The organism is Streptomyces sp. NPDC059037 (genome assembly GCF_042740015.1).
Classification (GTDB): Bacteria; Actinomycetota; Actinomycetes; order Streptomycetales; family Streptomycetaceae; genus Streptomyces.
Genome location: NZ_JBHYIG010000033.1, coordinates 15,779 through 34,181, shown reverse-complemented (window position 1 = coordinate 34,181; position 18,403 = coordinate 15,779). Strand labels below are relative to the sequence as shown.

Below are 18,403 nucleotides of genomic sequence, written 5' to 3'. Positions count from 1 at the left end.
GGGCGGTTGAGACGCGTGGGGCTGCTGCGCGTATGTGACGGCACACGGAAACCCATCCGGCGGTGGCGTACACCGTCGGGGACAGGAGTCGCACGTGTCGCGCAAGAAGACTCTCACCCGGAAGAAGAAGGTCGTCCTCATGGTGGGCGCCGCCGCGCTGGTGGCGGGAACAGCGGTGGTGATGACCGGTACGAGCCAGGCATCGGGAGCATGTGACGGGCTGGCCACCGCGCTGAGCAACAACGAGAAGTTCATCGCGGGTCAGCGGGCCAACCCCGACGCCCAGTCCGCCGCGCGGATCGCCAATCGGGAAGCGGTGATCGAGGAGATCAGGCGGAAGCAGGCGGCGTCGGGCTGCGATGCGGATGCCGGAGCGGGTGCGGAGGGCGGCGCGGAGGCCGGCGCGGGTGCCGGGGCCGGTGAAGGAGCGGGCGCCGGTGAGGGAGCGGGCGCCGGTGAGGGAGCGGGCGCCGGTGAAGGAGCAGGTGCCGGTGAAGGAGCGGGCGCCGGTGAAGGAGCAGGTGCCGGTGAGGGCGGCGCCGGTGGGGACGCCGCTCAGCCGCCGGCGGAGGAGCCGGGCGGCGACGCCACGGCCACGGCCCCGCCCGAGGACGGGGGAGAAGCGGGGGCGGAGGGCGAGGTCGTCTGCGCCGGTTCCACCGTCACGCTGTCCGGCGAGGCCGGCGCGCCGGCCGCGTCCAGCAACGAGTTCCCCGTCGGTACGCAGCTGAAGGTGACGAACCTGGACAACTCCAAGTCCACCACAGTGGAGGTCACTTCGGCGTCGGGCAGCTGTGTGCTGCTCAACAACGCGGCGTTCGAGGAGGTGCGCGAGGCCGGGAAGTTCCTGATCCGCAAGGCGCGGATCGAGCGCGTCGGATAGGCGGGTCCGGTAGGTGGGTCCGGTGGGTGGATCCGGGGATCCCGTGCGCTTGTGCGGCCCTGCCGGTGGCTTCAGGATGCAGGCATGTCTGAGTCAACGTCAGCATCCGCAGCCGCGCCGGGATCCTCGTCACCCTCCGTTCTCGCCGCCCTGGTGGCCGGGTTGCGCGGTGGCGCGATCGAAGTCGTCGACCTCACCGCGCCGTTGTCGTCCAGCACCCCGGTCCTTGAACTGCCGCCCGAGTTCGGGCAGACCAAGGTGTTCGAGCTGGAGGAGATCAGCAGGTACGACGACCGGGGGCCCGCCTGGTACTGGAACAACTTCCGCACCGGCGAGCACACCGGCACCCACTTCGACGCGCCCAACCACTGGGTCACCGGCAAGGACCTCGCCGACGTCGCCTCGGTGCCCGCCCACCAACTGGTGGCTCCCGCTGTGGTGCTCGACGTCACCGACGAGGTCGCCAAGGACCCCGACTTCCTCATCGAGGTGGAGCACATACAGGCATGGCAGAACCGGCACGGTGCGCTGCCCGACGGCGGGTGGCTCCTGGTGCGGACCGGGTGGAGCAGCAGGTCGTACGCGCAGGTGCCCTTCCTCAACGCGGATGAGAACGGGCCTCATACGCCGGGCCTGTCCGCCGCGTGCGCCCGCTGGGTGGCCGAGCAGTCGCCGGTGGCCGGGCTCGGCGTGGAGACGGTGGGCACCGACGCGGGCCGTGCGCACGCCTTCGAGCCGGCGTTCCCCTGCCACTCGTACCTCATGGGCAGCGGCAAGTACGGCCTGACGCAGCTGCAGAACCTGGCCGAGCTGCCGCCGACCGGGGCCGTCGTCATCGCGGGGCCGCTGCCCATCGTCTCCGGCTCCGGGGCGCCGGCGCGGGTCCTCGCCCTCGTCGAACGAGCGGGCCGGCCGTCGTGAAGGTCGCCGAAGCGGTCGGGCGGGCCCTGGTCGCGGCCGGGGTCGGCCGGGTCTTCGGCGTGGTGGGCTCCGGCAACTTCCACGTCACCAACGCGATGGTGGCGGCGGGCGCGAGGTTCGTCGCGGCGCGCCACGAGGGCGGCGCAGCCACCATGGCCGACGCGTACGCACGCGTGCGGGGCGCCGTGACCGCGGTCAGCGTGCACCAGGGGTGCGGGTTCACCAACGCCCTCACCGGGATCGGCGAGGCCGCCAAGAGCCGTACGCCGCTCGTCGTGCTCGCGGCGGAGGCGTCGAACCCGCGCTCCAACTTCCATGTAGATCAAGGGGCGTTGGCGCAGGCGGTCGGGGCGCGCAGTGCCCGTGTGACGTCGGCGGCCGACGCCGTCGCGCAGACGACCGCCGCCGTACGCCGTGCCGCCCGGGAGCGGTGCACGGTCGTGCTGAACCTCCCGCTCGACGTACAGGCACTGGACGTCCCGGACGCGGACCGGACCCTGGCCGCCGTGGTGCCGCCGCCCCCGCGTCCCGCCGTCGCACCCGCCGACGACGACATCGCGGCACTCGCCGGGATCCTCGCGCACGCCGAGCGCCCGGTCCTCGTCGCCGGACGCGGCGCGCGCGGCCCCGGCTGCCGCCAGGCCCTTGAGGCGCTCGCCGAGCGCTGCGGCGCGCTGCTCGCGACGTCGGCGGTGGCCCGCGGCCTGTTCCAGGGCAACCCGTGGTCGCTCGATGTGGCGGGCGGGTTCTCGTCACCGCTCGCCGCCGAGCTGATCCAGGACGCCGACGTGATCGTGGCCCTGGGCTGTTCGCTCACCATGTGGACGACGCGGCACGGCCGGCTCATCGGCACGGACACGACCCTGGTCCAGGTCGACGACGACCCCGAGGCGCTCGGCGCGCACCGCCCCGTCCATCTCGGGGTCGGCGGCGACGTGCTCCTGACGGCGCGGCAGACGCTCACCGCGCTGGGCGACGGCGGCGGCCGCGGCTACCGCACGCCCGCCACCGCCGAAGCGCTCGCCGCGCGGCTCGACTGGCGCGATGTCCCGTACGACGACACCGGCACCCGGGACCGTATCGACCCGCGGACGCTCAGCATCGCCCTTGACGGCATCCTCCCCGCGCAGCGCGTGATCGGCGTCGACTCGGGCAACTTCATGGGCTACCCGACGATGTACCTGTCCGTGCCCGACGAACAGGGCCTGTGCTTCACGCAGGCCTTCCAGTCCATCGGCCTCGGACTCGCCACCACGATCGGCGCGGCCCTGGCCCGCCCGGACCGTCTCGCGGTGGCCGCGCTCGGCGACGGCGGGGCGCTGATGAGCGCCGTCGAACTCGACACGGTGCGCAGGCTCGGCCTGCCCATGGTGGTCGTGGTCTACAACGACGACGCGTACGGAGCGGAGGTGCACCACTTCGGCCCGGACGGATTCCCGCTCGGCACGGTCGAGTTCCCGCCCACCGACATCGCCGCCGTGGCCCGCGGCCACGGCTTCGAGGCGGTCACCGTGCGCACGCCCGCCGACCTGAAGGCCGTACAGGACTGGGTCGTCGGCCCGCGCACCGCACCGCTGCTCATCGACGCCAAAGTGGTGCGGGAGCACGGGGCATGGTGGCTGGAGGAGGCGTTCCGCGGACACTGAGCGCGCGGCGTGCGGCGCCTAACGCCCGCCGGCCTCCTCCTTCTTCTTCTCCTCCTCGCCCTCGGCGTCGATGTGCGGGAGCACCCTGTCCAGCCACCGCGGGGTCCACCAGGCGGCCTTCCCCAGCAGGGTCATGACGGCGGGCACGAGCAGCAGGCGGACCACGGTGGCGTCGATGAGTACGCTCGCGGCCAGGCCGAGGCCCAGCATCTTCACCACGATGTTGTCGCTGACGATGAACGCGGCGAAGACGCTGACCATGATCAGTGCGGCGCAGGTGATGACCCGTGCGGTGATCTCCAGGGCATGGGCGACGCTCGCCCGGGGATCCCGGGTGCGCAGCCAGGCCTCGCGGACCCGGGAGAGCAGGAAGATCTCGTAATCCATGCTCAGGCCGAAGACGATCGCGAACATCATCATCGGTACGTAGCTCTCGATCGGGACCTTCCCGGAGACGCCGAGCGCCGGACCGCCCCAGCCCCACTGGAAGACGGCCACCACGACTCCGTAGGACGCCGCGATCGACAGGACGTTGAGTACGGCGGCCTTGACCGCGACGAGCAGCCCGCGGAACACGGTGAGGATGACGAGGAAGGCAAGGCCCACCACCACCGCGATGATCAGCGGCAGCTTCTTGGAGACGATCTCCATGAAGTCGCCCTGCGCGGCGGTCGTCCCCGTGACGTACGTCTGCGCGCTGGTCCCCGACACCGCCTGCGGCAGCACGTCGTCGGTGAGCCGGTTGAGCAGGTCCGTGGTCCGCTCGTCCTGCGGGGCGGCGACGGAGTAGGCCGTCGAGATCAGGACGTCGCCGTCCGAAGTGGGCTGGAGCGGGGTGATCGCGGCCGCGTCCGGCACATCGGTGAGGGCCTTCTGCGCCTGGGACTCCAGCGACTGTCTGTCGTTCTGCGGCACGTCGCTCTGGTCGATGACGAGGGTCATCGGGCCGTTCGAGCCCGGCCCGAAGGCGTCGGACATCAGGTCGAAGGCGCGCCGGTCGGTGAAGGACTTCGGGTCCGCCCCGTCGCCGATGTGCCCCAGCTGGAGGGAGAAGACCGGGATCGACAGGACGGCGAGCACGACGACGCCGCCGGTCAGGAACCACCAGGGCCGCCGCTCCACGCGCTGCGCGTAGCGGTGCCAGCCGCCCTGCGCCGTCGCCCCCGGCTCGGTGTTCGTCTCGGCCACGGGGGTCCGCACACGCAGCTTGTCGATCCGCCGCCCGATGAGGCCGAGCAGCGCCGGGACCAGCGTCAGCGCGCCCAGTACGGCCGTGACGACGGTGACCGCGGCGGCAAGCCCCAGCTTGCCGATGAACGAGATCCCCGAGACCCACAGGCCGGACAGGGCGATGATCACCGTGCATCCGGAGACCAGTACGGCCCGGCCGCTGGTCGCCACCGCGTGCCCGGCCGCCGTCGAGGGGTCCTGGGTCAGGAGGTTCTGGCGGTGGCGGGTGACCAGGAAGAGCGCGTAGTCGATCCCGACGCCGAGCCCGATCATCGTCGCAAGGGTCGGCGAGACCGTGGCGAAGGTGAACGCGGCCGCAAGCAGCCCCAGGCAGGCCAGACCGCAGATCACGCTGATCAGCGCGGTCACCAGGGGCAGCAGCGCGGCGATCACACTGCCGAAACCGACCAGCAGGACCACGATCGCCACACCGAACCCGATGGCTTCGCTCGTCCGGTCGTCCGGCTCGGGCCGGGCCAGCTCGCCCAGCGGGCCGCCGTACTCCACCTCCACGCCGACGGCACGCAGCGGCTGGACGGCGTTGTCGACGCCGTCCAGATAGTCGTCGCCGAGCGTGGAGGGCTGCACGTCGAAGCGGACGGTGATGTATCCCGTCTTGCCGTCGGAGGACAGCGGCCCCACGTTGGGCGTGCCGGCGGGCTGCTGCTGCGCGGACAGCGGGTTCTGCGCGGACAGCACATGAGGGAGCTTCTGCAGACTGCTGACGGCCGAGCCGACCTGGCTGCTCAGGTCGCTGAGCGACTTGGCCGAATCGTGCAGCACGACCTGCGCGCTGTAGCCGCCGGCCGCGGGCTCATGCGCCTTGAGTACGTCGAGGCCCTGCTCTGACTGGGTTCCGGGCAGGGAGAAGTCGTCGGAGTACTCACCGCCCAGTTTTCCGTTCAGAACCTGCAGGCCGACCAGAGCGGCCAGCCACACCACGATGACGATCACGCAGTGGCGGGCGCACCACTGCCCGGTCCTGCGGAGCCGGCCCCCGCGCGGCGACGGGCTCGCAGGTGACCCCTCGGTCGGGCTGTGCGGCATGGACATGCTGGCTCCCGGAGGCGTCGATCACTGCCGATTCAACGCAATGCCGGAGCTCCCGGCACCCAGGGGCGGGGAAACGGGTGATTCCCGCCCCCTGTCCGTACCCGCGGCTTGCACCACCGCGTTCCGCTATGCCACGGGCGAGTACCGGATCGCGGAGATGTCGAACTGCAGCCGCACCTTCTCGCTCACCATGGTGCCGCCCGCCTCCAGACGCTGGTTGTAGACCAGGCCCCAGTCGGTGCGGTCGATGGTGGTGGTGCCGTCGAAGCCGGCCCGCTCGTAGCCGAACGGGTCCACGACCGAACCGAGGTAGTCGAGTTGCAGCTCGACGGGCCGGGCGATCCCGCGGATGGTCAGATCCCCCGCCATACGGAAGGTCTCCCCGCCCTCATGGACGGTCGACGTGCTGCGGAACACCATCTCCGGGTGGCGGCGCGCGTCGAAGAAGTCGGCGCCTATGAGGTGCGCGTCCCGCTGCTCGACGCCCGTGTCGACGCTGCCGACCTGGATGACGATCTCGGCACTCGAGGCGGCGGGCCGGTCGCCGTCGAAGTGCAGCGTGCTGGTGTAGTCGGCGAAGGCGCCGCGCACCGTCGTGACCATCGCGTGCCGCACGGAGAATCCGATGCGGCTGTGCGGCCGGTCGATGGTCCACTCGCCCGTCAGCGCACGCAGCGCCGGGTCAAGTGCCGCGCCGGCGCCGGAGGAAGGGGTTCTGGGGCCCACAGCCGGCGTCGGCTCGAGGGTCGCGGTCTGGCGACGGCTGAAGATACCCATGATGTCGTCGTCTCCTTAGGGTTGATCACTCCGTGTTATCACGGCGGAGACTTGCTCTACGGAGAGAGATGGGAGGTCTCGTCCGGGTTCCATGCCCCTGACTGCAAAGATGCACAAGATCGACACGGATGTGGATGCACGGGTGGGTGGCCTGGCGTCACACAGGGTCATGCCGGGGAGGTCTGTTTCTTGGCGTCGCCGAAGCGGCCGGACAGCCACATGATCAGCACGATGCCCACCGGGATGGCGAGGATGCCGAGCAGCCAGGCCAGGGGGTAGTGCTCACTGATCCAGCACGCGCCACCGCTCTCGTAGCAATCGGCGTCCCGGTTCCGGCGTTTGGGCTTGATCGCGCCGAATTGGAGACCGGCGAGGAACGTGCTCGCCGCATAGGCCGTGACCGTGGTCAGCGCCCATCCGGACGCCCTGGTCAAGCCCGCCCGTCCCTGGGCGGCGCTCTGCTTCGTACGCATCGCCGCCATGGCCATCAGGGCGATCGCGGCGGGCAACAGCAGGCCGACGGTGACGGCGAAGCCGTAGCCCTCGGCCGGCCAGTGCGGTGCGAGGCCGGCCCACAGGGGAGCGGTCCAGAAGAAGGTGCCGACCGCGGCCCCCATCACCCCGAGGACGCAAGCCGTGATCTGGGGCCAGGACATGGCGCTCTTGTCCTTGGTCTTCTTGCCCTTCCTCCCGGCCGGCTTCCGCTCCTGTCGCGGCCGCGGAGTGCGCGGTTCCACCGGCAGCGCCGACGGTGTGGCCCTGCGCCGCTTCGGCCTCGATGAACCCGCCATCCCGAATGTCCCCCGCTCCGTACGTTGTCTGGGTGCCGCGACATTCCACCACGCCGCAGCCGGGCCCGACCGGGGGCCGGCTCCTGGTGCTGCGTACCGTCGTCGTGTCGTCCCCGGCCACGCAGAAAGGCATGGCGCATGAGCAGCAGTACCTCGCCCACGGAGCGGCCCGGGCGGCCCGAGCGGCCGGAGCGGGCCTTCCCCACGCCGCACGGGCTCGTCGGCGTAGGAGTCGTCGTCCTCGACGCGAGCGGGCGCGTGCTGCTCGGGCTCGGGCACGACGGGCGCTGGGAGCTGCCGGGCGGCAAGGTCGACCCCGGCGAGAGCTTCGAGGACGCGGCGGTGCGTGAACTGGCCGAGGAGACCGGCCTGTCGGCGGATGCGGAGGATGTCCGGATCGGCGCGTTCTTCGTGGACGGGGAACGCGGCGTGACCCGTGTGACGGCCGGAGCACTCGTGACGACGGCCTCAGGTGCCCCGGCCAGGGTGCGCGAGCCGGACAAGATCGAGCGGTGGGCCTGGTTCGCGCCCCGGGACGTACCGTCCGAGCTCTTCGCGCCGTCGGCCGCCGTACTGAACGGATGGCGGCCGGAACTGGGTGTGGCGTCCGGTGCGTTCCGCCGCTATCCCGCTGCCGCCGGGTGACGTCACGCCTCGCCCGGCCAGGCGGCGAACCGGCGCAGCCCGTAAAGCAGCGGCTGGGGCGGTTCGTCGGCGAGTTCGGCGTCCATCACCTCCCCGAAGACGACGGTGTGCGTGGACACGGTGGTGAGTTCGCTGACACGGCACTCGGCGACGGCGAACGCGTCATGGGCCAGCCAGGGCAGGCCCTCGCTGCCCAGGCGCTTCCAGTGCACCCGGGCGAACCGGTCGTCGACGGGGGAGGAGAAGACCTCCGCCGCCGACCGGGCCCCGGCGTGCAGCAGGTTCAGCGCGAACCAGCCCCGCTCCCGCACCGCCGCCAGGGTGCTGCTGCCCGCCGTGAGGCAGACCAGGACCGTCGGCGGGACCATGGTCACGCTGCACAGCGCGGAGCAGGTCGCGCCCCGCGGCTCCCCGAGTTCGTCGATTCCCGTCACCACCGCGACACCGGTCGGGAAGCCGCTCATCAGGGTCCGGTAGCGGTCGGCTTCGACGGGCCCGGTCTGCCTGCGCCCGTTCATGCGCTGTGCAGGCGGCTCAGATAGTCGTGGTGCGACGGCAGCGTCGCGAGCAGCCCGCGCTGCTCCTCCGCGACCCGCGCGAAGAGCGGCCGGGCCCCCTCCAGGGACTCGGTGCGGTGCAGCAGCGCGGGCAGCGGGTGCTCGGGCTGCAGGCCGAGACCGGAGAAGATGCAGTAGTAGCTGCCGTTGGTCCAGAAGTTGCGGAACTCCGCGTCGAAGTTGCCGTAGTACTCGCTCTCGCCGGCCGTCGGTGCGTTGACGGGCAGCCCCGCCCGGTACATGGCGATCTTCTCCTGGATCTGGTCGGAGAGCTTCAACTCCTTGTTGGCCCGCCAGAATTCGGTGTCGTTGCGGGGCGCGAGCGCGAAGTGCGCCTGCAGGAAGTCCCTGGAGTCGTCGAACATCGCCTCGATCTCGGCGTTGAAGCGGTCGCTGAGCACCGGCTCGAACCGCTTGTCGGGGAAGTGCTTCGCGAGCTGGTAGATGGCCGCGGTGATGAAGTAGATCCCCGTCGATTCGAGAGGTTCGAGGAAGCACGAAGACAGGCCGATGCTCACGCAGTTCTTCACCCAGGCACGCCGGTTGCGCCCGACCCGGAACCGCACGTGGTTCAGCGGCGCCTGCTCGGGGTCCAGGTCCCACAGCCGGCAGAAGTCCTCGGTGGCCTCGTCCTGGCCGGTGAACTCGCGGGAGTAGACGTATCCGGTGCCGAACCGCCCGAGCAGCGGAATGCGCCAGGTCCAGCCCGACTTCATGGCGATCGCCGAGGTGTAGGGCTCGACGCCGTGCGCCGCGTCGTCGTGCGGCACCGCGGAGGCGACCGCGCTGTTGCACAGCAGGTGGTCGCTCATGTCGACGAAGGGCTCCGCCATCGCCTGGTTGATGAGCAGCCCACGGAAGCCGGAGCAGTCGACGAACAGATCGCCGTCGAGGACCGTGCCGCTCTTGGTGCCGAGCCCCGTGATGAACCCCCGGTCGTCCCGGTGCACTTCGGTCATCTCGTCCTGGACGTGCAGCACCCCCTGCTTGTCGGTCGCGTACCGGCGCAGGAAGTCCGCCACGAGATGCGCGTCGAAGTGCCAGGCGTAGCGGGTGACCCGTTCGCCGTCGAAGCGGCGGGGCGCCGTCTTCGCGTCCATCAGCGGTGGTTCGCGGAAGCAGGAGTAGTCGTACGGCAGATCCGTCGCACCCCGCTGCCGCTCATGGACCCAGTAGTGCGACAGCGGAAGGCCGTCGTGCTCGGGCAGGATGCCGAACGGGTGGTAGAAGTGGTCGGGCCGCCCGTTGAGCTCGCGCCCCTGGGGCTGACCTTCGCCCTCGGTACGCCAGTTGATGAACTTGACCGCCATTTTGAAGGACGCGTTGCACTCGGGCATCCACTCTTCCTCCGCCAGGCCGAGATGGTCGAACAGGACCCTCTGGAGGTTGGGCACGGTCGCCTCGCCGACACCGATGCGTGGTATGCCGGGAGCTTCGAGGACGGTGATGGCGGCGGTGTTCCTGAGTGACTTCGCCAGATAGGCGGCGGTCATCCAGCCGGCCGTGCCGCCACCGAGAATGACGATCTTCTTGATCCTGCGGTCCACTGCGGGACTCCCCCTTAGATCGTTCGCCTGCAGATCGTTCGCATATCGCTCATGGCGCGGAGCGGCTCGATGCTAGGCACCGGGTGTGCGCGGGGGACGCGGACGTCGGCGCCGTCCGGCAGAACCCATGCGGCCGCGCGGGATGCCGCCCCGCACGGTCACGGGCCGGGGTAGTACGAGCCGGACGATTCACGGGTACGGGCCGCGCGGTGGGGGATGTGGCGGCCACGCGCCAAGCAGCAGACTCGGCTCCCGTGTTGATATCGAGCGAAAGGCGGACCGGCGGCGCAGTGGTAATCGGCGCCGGGATCTCGGGCCTGGTGGCGGCCCACGAGCTGGAGCGACTCGGCCACCGCGTGGCCGTGCTCGAGGGCAGCGAGCGGATCGGCGGCCGCATCCACACCCACCGTTTCGGCGACACGGACGACGCGGCGTACGCGGAGCTCGGCGCCATGCGGATCCCTCAGACCCACACCTTCACCATGCGGTACGTGGCGAAACTGGGCCTGGAGTCCGCGCTGCGCCCCTTCTCGACGATCCTGAGCGACGAGAACAACTACCTGCCCACCGGACGGGGGTTCGTCAGAGTCCGGGAGGCGGCCGGGCCCGTCGTGGAGGACCTGCGCAGGGACCTGCCCGTCGGACACCACCGCCCCGCGACCGTCGTCTTCGGCGCGTGGCTCGCGGCCACCGTGCGGGTGCTGGGCCCCGGAGAGCTGCGGGACGGACTCGTCGGGGACCTCGCGGGACTGCTCGACCTCGCCGACGGGGTCGACCTCGCGCCGTATCTGCGGGGCCCCGCCGATGACCGGATCGACCTCGGCCAGGTCTTCCGTGACCACCCCGGGCTGCGGGCGGGCTGCGGGCGACGCCTTGAGGGATTCCTCGACGACATCCTCGTGGAGACGGGTCCCGGGCTCTGGTACCTCAGCGGCGGCATGGCCCAGCTCACCGACCGGCTCGCCGCGTCGCTGCGCGGACCGGTCCTGCGGCGCCAGGAGGTGCTGGGACTCGGCGTCCGGCCGGGCGGCGTCGACATCCGGGTGCGCAGCCGGCGCGGCACGCGGACACGGGCGTACCCGCTGGCCCTGTGCACGCTGCCGTTCTCCGTGCTGCGCGGCCTCGACCTCGACGGGTTCGACGAGGACAAGCGCGACATCATCCGCTCCGTCGAGTACGGGGCGGCGACCAAGGTGGTGCTGCACTGCCGGGAGGCGTTCTGGGAACGCGACGGCATTCTCGGCGGCGCCTCCGCCACCGGCGGACGGACCCGGCAGACCTACTATCCGCCGCGCGACGCGGGACCGGGGCGCGGCGCCGTACTCCTGGGCAGCTACGCGATCGCCGAGGACGCCGATCTGCTCGGCAGCCTGCCGAAGGCCCGGCGCCCCGAGGCCGTCGTCGAGGAACTCGCCCCGCTGCACCCCGAGTTGAAGGAACCGGGCATGGTGCTCGACTCCGTGAGCGTCGCCTGGGGGCACAACCCCTGGAGCCAGGGGTGCACCTCGCGCCGCTGGGGCAAGGACGCGGCCGCGCGGACCGTCGAGCGCCGCCGCGCGGCCCGCCCGCAGGGCCGGCTCTTCTTCGCCGGTGAGCACTGCTCGTCCTGCCCCGCGTGGATCAACGGAGCGATCGAGTCGGCGCTCGGGGCGGTCACGGCCCTGGACGCCTTCGTCCAGGGGGCACCCCAACGGCACGACGATGCGGAGGATTGAGTGAGCGTCTTCGACGTCCCCCGGCTGCACTTCGCCGGCACCGCGGTCACCCGGCTGCCCACCGGGCCGCGGGGCGGCCTGTACGACCTGGCCCGCAACCAGGCCATGACGCAGGACGGGCCGTACCCCGTGGAAGGACCGGTGGGGGAGTACCACGACCACCTCGAACGGATCGGCGCCAAGGGCCACAACTTCGGTGGCAACGGGCACTTCTGGGTGGACGCCACCGTCCGCGGCTGGGAGCGGGCCCCCGGCGAGATCGACACCACCGACGCGGTGGTCGGCCGGCACGTCGACATGTGGGGCCACTACAACGACTACCTGGCCACGACCTACAACCGGGCCCGCGTCCTCGACGTCGACCCCGCGTCGAACTGGACCACCACCCTGATGATCGGCCAGTTCTGCTTCGGCAGGCTCGGCCGCTCCCACGACGTCGGCTACATGGCGGTCGGGGACGTGCGCGGCATGCAGCCGCCGCGCCGGCAGAACCCCCGGTACGTGCGCGGCCCCGAAGGGCAGCAGCCGGACGTACGGTTCAGCCGCTCGGTGGTGCACCAGTTCGCCGTGGACCGCGAAGAGGGCCTGGAGTGGCTCGACGAGGCGGAGGCGTCCGAGGCGGCACGGCTGCTGCGGGCCCGCACCACGGGCGGCGGCGCGGACGGGCTCCTCGTGCGGTTCGCGCTGAGCAACATGGCGACGCCGAAGGCCGAAGACGCCCCGGACTTCTGGCAGTTGAGGGGCACGATCGCGCCCTGGCACCGGGACGAGCCGCGCAACTGCCCCGTGGGGCGGCTGCTCAGCGCCCGCCGCACCGCAGGACCGCTGCACAGCGCGGCGGTCGAGGTGACCGACGGCCACGCCACGCTTGACCTGATCACCGCCGTGCCCGTCGAGTCCCGCAGCCCCGAGCCCGGCCCCGGGCCCATCCACCGGCTCGGCCCCCGACTGGACGCGGGCGACCTGGAGTTGCGCACCCGGGACTCGGGCCGCCTCGTCGCCCGCGTCCCGAGGGCGGCGTATCTGGGGGACACCGATGTGTCCGGCGGGCTCGTCACCGTACCCGTGGAGCGGGGCCGCACCGACGAGCCCCTGGTCCTGACCGGACTGCGGGACGGCGGGCCGCCCGTGGTGCTGCTCACCGAGGAGGAGACGACCGTCGCCGTCGACGAAGCGAGCCTCTTCCTTGAGCACCCCGACCCCCGCACCGGCGAGAGCCACGCCGTCGACGTGGAGATCCGTACGTACCGGCTCGGGCGTCCCGCGGCCGTGCCCGACCTGAGGGTCGAGCAGTACGTCAACCCGAGGGCGCTGCCCGCCGATCCGCGCGCCACCGCGCCCGGGGCCAGGAGCACCGACATCCGGACGCTCGACCTGCGGCCCGGCGGCCTCGACGCCACGGGCCCGTACGCCGCGGGCTGCGTCATCGCCACCGACCGGGAGGGCCGCGGCCGTCTCACCCTGCGGTCGGCGGCTCCCGGCGCGGCCCGGCTGCTGTTCCTGCCGGCCGCCGAACCGCCGCCCTGCGACCCCGCCGAACCGGGATCAGCCGCCCGTGGCTACGACAACGACGACCTGCTCGGCTACTGGCCCGCGATGGGCGCCATGGCGGTCCGTACGCTGCCCGACACCTGGCACCTCGACGACATCCCGCAGGACGACATCACGCCCGAGCTGCTCTACCGCGAGGTGTTCGCCCCGTACGAACTGCTCTACTCCTTCATGAAGGACGAGATCTTCAGCCTGCGGGACGCCTGCAAGGTGGCCACCTATCCGCGTCTGATGTGGCTGATGTGCGACCCGCGCAACAAGGACAAGACCTTCTACATGCCGCCCACCCGCGACATGACGGGACCGCAGACCCGGCTGCTCCTGAAGTATCTGCGCGCCGACGAGAGCGGCCGCGCGGCCCCGCCCGCCTTCGTGCCCGCACGGGCCCGCGAGGGCGCCATCACGACGCGGCAGCAGCTCTACGACGGTCTTCGCGAGGCGGCGACCATCGAACTGGCCGTCATGATGCAGTACTTGTACGCCGCCTGGTCCATCCCGCTGTACGAGGCGGGCCGGGAGTACGTACGGCGCGGCGAGTGGAGCGAGGAGCAGTTCCGGCTCGCCTGCGGGGACGGCGGCGAGACGCTCAGCAACGGAATGCGCGGCAGCCTGCTGCACGTGGCCCGCGAAGAGATGATCCACTTCCTGGTCATCAACAACATCATCACCGCCATGGGACAGCCCTTCCACCTCCCCGCCATCGACTTCGCCACCGTCAACAGTGGTCTTCGGCTGCCGCTGGGGCTCTGTCTGGAGGGCTTCGGACTGAGCAGCCTGCAGCGGTTCATCGAGCTGGAGCAGCCGCACTCGCTGCGGCGCGGCCTCGCCGACGACCCGGCGGCCGCGAACACCTCCGCAGGGGGCGGGCTCTATCCGTACGACTCGCTGAGCGACCTCTACGAAGCCATCAAGGAAGGCATCCGGCGGGTGCCCGACCTGTTCCTCGTCGACCCCGGACGGGGCGGCGGCGAACACCATCTGTTCATGCGGGAGTCGGTCAACGCGGTCCACCCCGACTACCAGTTGGAGGTCGACGACGTACGCAGCGCGCTCTTCGCCATCGACTTCGTCACCGAACACGGCGAGGGCGGAGTGATCGACACGACCAAGCCGGACGGAGAGGCGCACTTCGACACGTTCCTGCGGATGTCCGATCTGCTGATGGCCGGGCATCTGAAGGACCCCGGCGACCGGCGCGCGCCCTGGACGCCCGCCTACCCGGTGCTGCGCAACCCGACGCTCCACGCGGGGAGCGGCGCCGCCGACCAGGTGACCGAGCCCGCGGCCCGGTCGGCGATGGTGCTCTTCAACCGCTCGTACTTCCTGATGCAGCAGCTGATGATCCAGCACTTCGGCTCCGCGGCGGACGCGAGCCTGCGGCGCTCGAAGCTGATGAACGCCGCCATCGACGTGATGACGGGCATGATGCGGCCGCTGGCCGAGCTGATCGTCACCCTGCCGTCCGGGCGGCCCGGCAGGACCGCGGGGCCCTCCTTCGAACTGGAGGAGCAGCCCGGTTTCCTGGCCCGCCCGGACGTCGCGCGGCGGTCCATAGCACTGCGCTTCGCGCATCTGGCCCGATCGGCCGAAGAACAGCCGGGGCTGCCGTCGCGAGTGGCCGAACTGATGCGGTACTACGCGGACTTCTTCCGGGAGTTCGATACGCGCGGGTAATACCGACCTGGGGAACGGAATCCGATGCAAGGAACTTTTCTCGAACGGCTCAGGAAGAACATCGAGGAACCGTACGGCCTCTACCGGGAATTCAGGGAGAACGACCCCGTGCACTTGCTGCCGGGGCGCGCGGAGGCCACGGAACAGCAGTGGTTCGTGTTCCGCCACGACGATGTGGGCAAGGTGTTGACGGGCCGTCATTTCGGTCGCAGGGCCGCCGTCGGATACCGCGGATCAGGGCCGCCGCCCGCACTCATCCCGCCGGGATTTCCGCGGCTTGCCAGGAGCGTCGAGAACTGGCTCGTTTTCATGGATCCGCCGGCGCACGGGAGGCTGCGTTCGCTGATCGCCGACCGGTTCGCGGACCGGCTGCGCAGCGGTGAACTGAACGAGGCGGTGGACAGGATCACCGCGGATCTCGCCCGGGGCCTCGCCGGGCGGTCCATGGTCGAACTGGTCGACGACTACGCGGCCCCGCTGCCGTTGCTCGTGGTGCTCGAGGTGCTCGGGGTGGACCCCCGGGACCGCGATGCGCTGCGCGGGCACGCGCTCGCGCTGCGCGAGGGGAGCAGCTTCCGCCCCGGCGACCGGGCGGCCCGGCTCGCGCGGGCGGAGGAGGCGGCGGGCCGGCTCGACGACTACTTCCGGGCAGCGGTGCACGACCGGCGCCGCACGCCCCGTACGGATCTGATCGGGGAGTTGGTCGCCGCCGACGACGGGAACGGCCCGCTGACGGACGACGCGCTGGTGGGGACCTGTGTGCACCTGCTCACCTCAGGGCACGAGGCCACGTCCAACGTGGTGTCCAAGGCGGCGCTCGCACTGCTCGGCGCCCCCGCGGCGCTCGCCGAGCTGCGGGCGCGGCCCGAGGCGCTGAGCGGGGCCGTGGACGAACTGATCCGCTACGACGCGCCGGTGCAGATGGTGACCCGGTGGGCCTACCGCGACGCGCGGGTCGGCGGGCGCGCGGTGCGCCGCGGCGACAAGCTCACCCTGGTCCTCGGTTCCGCGAACCGGGACCCCGACCGCTACCCCGATCCCGACGAGCTGAGGATCGGGCGGGACGTCGGCCGGCACTTCGGCTTCGGCATGGGGATCCACCATTGTCTGGGATACGGGCTTGCCCGCATGGAGACCACCAAAGCGCTTCAGTCCATCCTTGAATTACTTTCTGAGGTGGACACGACCGACGTGCGGGTCCGCTACGCGGACGACATCGTCTTTCACGGTCCCGAAAGGATTGAACTGAAGGTTCGTCAGACGACCGGACCCGAACGCTGAACAAAAGACAACGGACCTCTGTGTAGGGTCGAATTCAGCCAAAATAAACTGTGCCTCTATTGATCAAGTGGATCGCGGTATGCTGCGATTTGCCATCCCAATCGGCATACGCTCCGATACGTGAAGAGCAAGATTTGGGGGAAGTCCGTATGAGGTTTCAGGTCCTGGGGAACTTCGAGGTTCTCGCCGGCGATCAGGTACGAACGCCGAGTGCGCCAAAGCTGAGAAAGACCCTGGCCCTCCTGATACTGAGGCACAACCAAGTGGTGTCGACCAAGGAACTGATAGACGAGTTGTGGGGAATGCGGCCGCCCAGCAAAGCGGTGCGGGCCGTGCACACGTACATATACGAACTGCGCCGGGCCCTGGAGGAGCCCGAGCTCGGCCCCACCCCCTGCCGGCTGCTGACCCGGCCCAACGGCTACCTCGTCCAGCTGCCGGACAACGCTGTCGACCTGAACGCGTTCCGCGCCCTGGTGAAGGACGGCAGCGAGGCGCTCTCCGCGGGGAACCCGGCCCGCGCGGGACGGATGCTCGCCCGCTCGCTCTCGCTGTGGCGGGGCAGCGCGCTGGCCAATGTGGACTGCGGCGAACTCCTCGAACCGCACGCCGCCGAGCTGGAGGAGAGCCGGATGCGCGCCCTGGAGCTGCGCATCGAGGCCGACTTCCAGCTCGGCAGGCACCAGCAACTGACCGCCGAACTCAAGGCGTTGGCCGCCGCCATGCCGCTGCACGAGGGGGTGTACGCGAAGCTGATCCTGGCCCTGTACCGGTCCAACCGGCGCGGCGAGGCGCTGAAGGTGTTCCAGGACCTGCGCCGCCATCTGATCAGGGAACTCGGACTCGAGCCCGGTCCCGAACTCCAGCGGCTGCAGCAGGCCGTGCTCGCCGCCGACTCCACCCTCGACCCGCCGTCGACGCCCGAGACGCGGACCTCGGCCCCCGCCCGCTGGGTCGCCGTCGGACCACCGGCCCAACTGCCGCGCGACAGCGTCGACTTCATCGGCCGCGAGGCGGTCGTCGGGGAGCTGGCCGGGACGCTGCGGCGCGGCGGCGCGAGCGACACCGCGATGCCGCTGGTCTCCCTCATCGGCATGCCGGGCGTGGGCAAGACGGCCACCGCGGTCCACCTCGCCCACACGGTCCGCCGGGAGTACCCCGACGGCCAGCTCTTCCTCTCGCTGCGCGGCACGCGGGCGGTCCCGCTGAGCGCGATGGACGGCACGGAACAGATCCTGCGGGGGATCGGGGTGCCGTCCGAGGAGCTGCCGACCACGCTCGCCGGGCGGATCGCGATGTTCCGCACCTGGTCGTCCGGCCGCCGGGTGCTCCTGGTGCTCGACGACGCCGACTCGATGGCGCAGGTCGACCCGCTGCTGCCCGGCGGCACGGGCTGCGCGGTGCTCATCACCGGGCGTACGCGGCTCTACGGCCTGCCCGGCGCCCGCAGCGTGCGCCTCGGCCCGCTCGCCGTGCGGGACGGCGTCGACCTGCTCGCGCGGCACGTGGGCAGAGAGCGGATCGCCGCCGAACCGGACGCCGCACAGGGCCTGGTCCGGTTCGTGGAGGGACTGCCGCTTGCCGTCAACTTCCTCGGCGAGCGGCTCGCCGCGCTGCCCGACGCCAAGGTCTCCGCCGTGCTCGAAGGGATCGAGTCGGCCAAGGGGGTGTGCGGGCTCTCCGAGCTGGCCGCCGTGGGCCTCGATCTCTACGGCCGGTTCGAGGCGAGCTTCAGCAGACTCGACGAGGAGACCCGGAAGATGGCGCTGCGCCTCGCGCTGATGCCGCGCCGCCGGTTCGACGTGGCCCAGGCGGCGCGGACGCTCGGCGTCGACAGTGCCGTCGTCGAGCTGCTCCTGATGCGCCTCTCCGACGCGTCGCTCCTTGAGGCCGCCGGGCCCGACGGGGCGTCACCAGATCAACGGACGTACTGGTTCCCGGAGTTGGTGAGGGAGTACGCCACCGAACGGGGCTCCGACCGGGCGCTCGCGTCGCTGCCACGGGTCGGCTCCGGGCGCGCGGACCGCTTCCGGGAGGAGTCCCGGCGCTGAGGTCCGCCGCACCGGGCGCCGGCACGGGATGGCACGCTGCGCGGCAGGTCACGCGGTGCGCGAAGGGCAGCGCATCACCGT

General features: G+C 71.2%; 13 protein-coding genes. 8 read left to right on the top strand and 5 right to left on the bottom strand.

Features of this window, described 5'->3' with window-relative positions:
* Positions 1–94 precede the first annotated feature (94 nt).
* The 3 genes from ACFWY6_RS10205 to ACFWY6_RS10195 all read left to right on the top strand — a co-directional run bounded on the left by ACFWY6_RS10205 (position 95) and on the right by ACFWY6_RS10195 (position 3,450).
* On the top strand, positions 95–883 hold the full coding sequence (locus ACFWY6_RS10205; RefSeq protein WP_384687752.1) for a hypothetical protein: 789 nt from the start codon (positions 95–97) through the stop codon (positions 881–883).
* 84 nt (positions 884–967) lie between these two features.
* Entirely contained in the window at positions 968–1,804 is an 837-nt protein-coding gene (locus ACFWY6_RS10200; protein WP_384687751.1) for a cyclase family protein, read from the top strand.
* On the top strand, positions 1,801–3,450 hold the full coding sequence (locus ACFWY6_RS10195) for a thiamine pyrophosphate-binding protein (RefSeq protein ID WP_384687750.1): 1,650 nt from the start codon (positions 1,801–1,803) through the stop codon (positions 3,448–3,450). Before ACFWY6_RS10200 ends, ACFWY6_RS10195 begins: the two co-directional genes overlap by 4 nt.
* Positions 3,451–3,468: 18 nt before the next feature.
* Here the strand turns inward: ACFWY6_RS10195 and ACFWY6_RS10190 are convergent, their stop codons facing one another.
* From ACFWY6_RS10190 to ACFWY6_RS10180, 3 genes are all read right to left on the bottom strand, one after another.
* Positions 3,469–5,727, bottom strand: a complete 2,259-nt coding sequence (locus tag ACFWY6_RS10190; protein WP_384687762.1) for an MMPL family transporter — start codon at positions 5,725–5,727, stop codon at positions 3,469–3,471.
* A gap of 132 nt (positions 5,728–5,859) precedes the next feature.
* Positions 5,860–6,510 (bottom strand): YceI family protein, encoded by a 651-nt coding sequence (locus ACFWY6_RS10185; RefSeq protein WP_384687749.1) that lies wholly within the window; start codon positions 6,508–6,510, stop codon positions 5,860–5,862.
* Positions 6,511–6,677: 167 nt separating this feature from the next.
* A complete protein-coding gene (locus tag ACFWY6_RS10180) occupies positions 6,678–7,301 on the bottom strand; it encodes a hypothetical protein (RefSeq protein ID WP_384687748.1) in 624 nt (207 codons plus the stop codon).
* 138 nt (positions 7,302–7,439) lie between these two features.
* Here ACFWY6_RS10180 and ACFWY6_RS10175 point away from each other — a divergent pair, with 138 nt between their 5' ends.
* Complete coding sequence (locus ACFWY6_RS10175; protein ID WP_384687747.1) at positions 7,440–7,946, top strand: NUDIX hydrolase; 507 nt, start codon at positions 7,440–7,442, stop codon at positions 7,944–7,946.
* 2 nt (positions 7,947–7,948) lie between these two features.
* Here ACFWY6_RS10175 and ACFWY6_RS10170 read toward each other — a convergent pair whose 3' ends face one another.
* Positions 7,949–8,464 (bottom strand): flavin reductase family protein, encoded by a 516-nt coding sequence (locus tag ACFWY6_RS10170; protein WP_384687746.1) that lies wholly within the window; start codon positions 8,462–8,464, stop codon positions 7,949–7,951.
* Complete coding sequence (locus tag ACFWY6_RS10165; protein ID WP_384687745.1) at positions 8,461–10,050, bottom strand: tryptophan halogenase family protein; 1,590 nt, start codon at positions 10,048–10,050, stop codon at positions 8,461–8,463. The genes ACFWY6_RS10170 and ACFWY6_RS10165 overlap by 4 nt, the downstream gene beginning before the upstream one ends.
* 254 nt (positions 10,051–10,304) lie before the next feature.
* Here ACFWY6_RS10165 and ACFWY6_RS10160 point away from each other — a divergent pair, with 254 nt between their 5' ends.
* The 4 genes from ACFWY6_RS10160 to ACFWY6_RS10145 all read left to right on the top strand — a co-directional run bounded on the left by ACFWY6_RS10160 (position 10,305) and on the right by ACFWY6_RS10145 (position 18,322).
* Positions 10,305–11,765, top strand: coding sequence for a flavin monoamine oxidase family protein (locus ACFWY6_RS10160; protein ID WP_384687744.1), 1,461 nt, complete (start codon positions 10,305–10,307; stop codon positions 11,763–11,765).
* The gene (locus ACFWY6_RS10155; protein WP_384687743.1) at positions 11,766–14,990 is read left to right on the top strand and encodes a ferritin-like domain-containing protein; all 3,225 of its coding nucleotides are present in this window, start codon (positions 11,766–11,768) and stop codon (positions 14,988–14,990) included.
* Positions 14,991–15,014: 24 nt separating this feature from the next.
* Positions 15,015–16,271 carry a cytochrome P450 gene (locus tag ACFWY6_RS10150; RefSeq protein WP_384687742.1) on the top strand — a complete coding sequence of 419 codons (1,257 nt, stop codon included), beginning with the start codon at positions 15,015–15,017 and terminating at the stop codon, positions 16,269–16,271.
* A 149-nt stretch (positions 16,272–16,420) separates the two neighbouring features.
* Positions 16,421–18,322 (top strand): BTAD domain-containing putative transcriptional regulator, encoded by a 1,902-nt coding sequence (locus ACFWY6_RS10145; RefSeq protein WP_384687741.1) that lies wholly within the window; start codon positions 16,421–16,423, stop codon positions 18,320–18,322.
* The last annotated feature ends 81 nt before the right edge of the window (positions 18,323–18,403 follow it).